At 63.5% G+C, this 3,239-nt stretch carries 3 protein-coding genes and 1 pseudogene; all 4 read left to right on the top strand.

Going from position 1 to position 3,239, the window contains the following annotated elements; translation table 11 throughout:
* Window positions 1–116 (top strand): annotated as a pseudogene (locus GR158_RS24970) (sugar ABC transporter permease); the annotation flags it as partial.
* 11 nt (window positions 117–127) lie between these two features.
* Window positions 128–1,006 carry a carbohydrate ABC transporter permease gene (locus GR158_RS24965; RefSeq protein ID WP_202402448.1) on the top strand — a complete coding sequence of 293 codons (879 nt, stop codon included), beginning with the start codon at window positions 128–130 and terminating at the stop codon, window positions 1,004–1,006.
* Between the two features lie 13 nt (window positions 1,007–1,019).
* Window positions 1,020–1,439 (top strand): DUF2160 domain-containing protein, encoded by a 420-nt coding sequence (locus GR158_RS24960; RefSeq protein ID WP_134651425.1) that lies wholly within the window; start codon window positions 1,020–1,022, stop codon window positions 1,437–1,439.
* A gap of 80 nt (window positions 1,440–1,519) precedes the next feature.
* A partial coding sequence (locus tag GR158_RS24955; protein ID WP_160873041.1) for an ABC transporter substrate-binding protein occupies window positions 1,520–3,239 on the top strand: 1,720 nt, incomplete at its 3' end.

The raw sequence follows: 3,239 nt of genomic DNA, 5'->3' as shown, positions 1-3,239 counted from the left end.
TCGGCCAGTTCGACCTCGGCCCGGCTGCGGCCATGTCCATCATCTACTTCCTGATCATCCTACTCCTGTCGTGGATCTTCTACACGGTCATGACCAGCAGCGATGAACAGGCGTGAGGGAGGAAACCATGACCTCACAGGCAACCACCGCAACCGCCCTTCAGGCAACCTCCAGCGATACGCATGTCAGGGCCGGCGTGCGCACCCGGCGCAGCCTCTCCTGGCTTGTCCCCACCCTTTACATCGTGTTCCTGCTTTTGCCGATCTACTGGCTGGTGAACATGAGCTTCAAGACGAACACGGAGATCATGACGTCGGTATCGTTGTGGCCGGCGAACCCGACGCTCAGGAACTATGCGGTGATCTTCACCGATCCGGCGTGGTATTCGGGCTATATCAACTCGATCATCTACGTTGTGCTCAACACGGTGATCTCCGTTTCGGTGGCGCTGCCGGCGGCCTATGCGTTCTCGCGCTACCGGTTTTTGGGCGACAAGCACCTGTTCTTCTGGCTGCTCACCAACCGCATGGCGCCGCCGGCGGTGTTCGCGCTGCCGTTCTTCCAGCTCTATTCCGCCTTCGGCCTGATCGACACCCATATCGCGGTGGCGATCGCGCATTGCCTGTTCAACGTGCCGCTGGCGGTGTGGATCCTGGAAGGCTTCATGTCGGGCGTGCCCAAGGAGATCGACGAGACCGCCTATATCGACGGCTATTCGTTCCCGCGCTTCTTCGCCAGGATCTTCGTGCCGCTGATCGCGTCCGGCATCGGGGTGGCGGCCTTCTTCTGCTTCATGTTCTCCTGGGTGGAGCTTCTGATCGCCCGCACGCTGACGACGACGGACGCCAAGCCGATCGCCGCCACGATGACGCGCACGGTCTCGGCGTCCGGCATGGACTGGGGCGTGCTGGCGGCCGCCGGCGTGCTGACGATCATTCCCGGCGCGCTCGTCATCTACTTCGTGCGCAACTACATCGCCAAGGGCTTTGCCCTTGGCCGGGTCTGAGGGGAGGGGTCCGATGGCTACCGTCGCCAACCGCAACACACGCTGGCCGGTCGCACTCGCCGCCGTGCTCGTCATCTATGCCGTCATCGCCGGGCTTCTCGTCATGGCACTGCCCGTCAAGGACGGCGCGCGCGACTGGTTCGCCTCGCTCATCCCGGGCGGCTGGATGGCCTGGTCGTTCCCGACGGCCATGTTCTTCCTGACCATCTTCCTGCTGATCGCGTTGATGGCGGTCTGGGAATATGCGCGGCCCGGGGGCGCGCCGCGCATCGGCATCCTGCGCTTCGAGACGACACGCGGCGACCGGTTGTTCGTGTCGCTGCTCGGCTCGGCGTTCATCCATCTCGCATGGCTGGGGCTTGTCGGTCCCAACCTGTGGTGGGCTCTTGCCTTGTCCGTGGTCTACGCCATCGGCGTGTTCCGCTTCGTGTGAGGCAAAGGAAATGGGGGCCTCGGGGAGATTGGGGCTTCCGCACATGCAGTCGCAATCGCAAAACCTTAAGGGAGGATACCATGCGAACGCAACTTCTGACGACGACGGCAGCGATCTTGCTGGCGCTCACCGGCTCCGCCTTCGCGGACATGGACGCGGCCAAGAAGTTCCTGGATGCGGAGATCGGCGACCAGTCGGCGCTCGACCGCGCCGGCCAGGAAGCCGAGATGCAATGGTTCATCGATGCCGCCAAGCCGTTCGCCGGCATGGACATCAAGGTGGTCTCGGAAACCATCACCACGCATGAATACGAATCCAAGGTGCTGGCGCCGGCCTTCACCGCCATCACCGGCATCAAGATCACGCACGACCTGATCGGCGAGGGCGACGTCATCGAGAAGCTGCAGACGCAGATGCAGTCGGGCGAGAACATCTACGACGCCTATGTCAACGATTCGGACCTCATCGGCACCCACTGGCGCTACCAGCAGGCCCGCTCGCTGACCGACTTCATGGCCAATGAGGGCAAGGACGTCACCAATCCGGGCCTCGACATCGACGACTTCATCGGCAAGTCCTTCACGACGGCGCCGGATGGCAAGCTCTACCAGCTGCCCGACCAGCAGTTCGCCAACCTCTACTGGTTCCGCTACGACTGGTTCAATGACGAGAAGAACAAGGCCGACTTCAAGGCGAAGTACGGCTACGACCTCGGCGTGCCCGTCAACTGGTCGGCCTATGAGGACATCGCCGAGTTCTTCACCGGCCGCGAGATCGACGGCAAGAAGGTCTACGGCCATATGGACTACGGCAAGAAGGACCCCTCGCTCGGCTGGCGCTTCACCGACGCCTGGCTGTCGATGGCCGGCAACGGCGACAAGGGCATTCCCAACGGCCTGCCGGTCGACGAATGGGGCATCAAGGTCAACGAGAAGTCGCAGCCGGTCGGCTCGTGCGTGGCGCGCGGCGGCGACACCAACGGCCCGGCGGCGGTCTATTCGATCGAGAAGTATCTGGAATGGCTGAAGGCCTATGCGCCGGCGGCCGCCGCCGGCATGACCTTCTCCGAATCCGGCCCGGTGCCCGCACAGGGCGAGATCGCCCAGCAGATGTTCACCTACACGGCGTTCACCGCCGACTTCGTCAAGGAAGGCCTGCCGGTCGTCAACGCGGACGGCACGCCGAAGTGGCGCTTCGCGCCGTCCCCGCACGGCGTCTACTGGAAGGACGGCATGAAGCTCGGCTACCAGGACGCCGGCTCCTGGACGCTGATGAAGTCCACGCCCGACGACCGCGCCAAGGCCGCCTGGCTCTATGCGCAGTTCGTGACCTCCAAGACGGTCGACGTGAAGAAGAGCCATGTCGGCCTGACCTTCATCCGCCAGTCGACGCTCGACCACAAGTCGTTTACCGACCGCGCGCCCAAGCTCGGCGGCCTCGTGGAGTTCTACCGTTCGCCGGCCCGCCTGCAATGGTCGCCGACCGGCACGAACATCCCCGACTATCCCAAGCTTGCCCAGCTGTGGTGGCAGGCGATCGGCGACGCCTCGTCGGGCGCCAAGAGCGCGCAGGAGGCGATGGATTCGCTGTGCGCCGAGCAGGAGAAGGTGCTCGAACGCCTCGAACGCGCCGGAGTCCAGGGCGACATGGGCCCCAAGCTCGCCGAAGAGCACGATCTCGAATACTGGAACAAGGACGCCGTCGCAAAGGGCAACCTCGCTCCACAGCTCAAGATCGAAAACGAAAAGGAAAAACCCCTCACCGTAAACTACGACGAACTCGTCAAATCCTGGCAGAAGT

It is taken from the genome of Shinella sp. AETb1-6, assembly GCF_009826875.1.
GTDB classification, from domain to species: Bacteria; Pseudomonadota; Alphaproteobacteria; order Rhizobiales; family Rhizobiaceae; genus Shinella; species Shinella sumterensis.
This window is presented reverse-complemented; position numbering and strand designations above follow the sequence as displayed.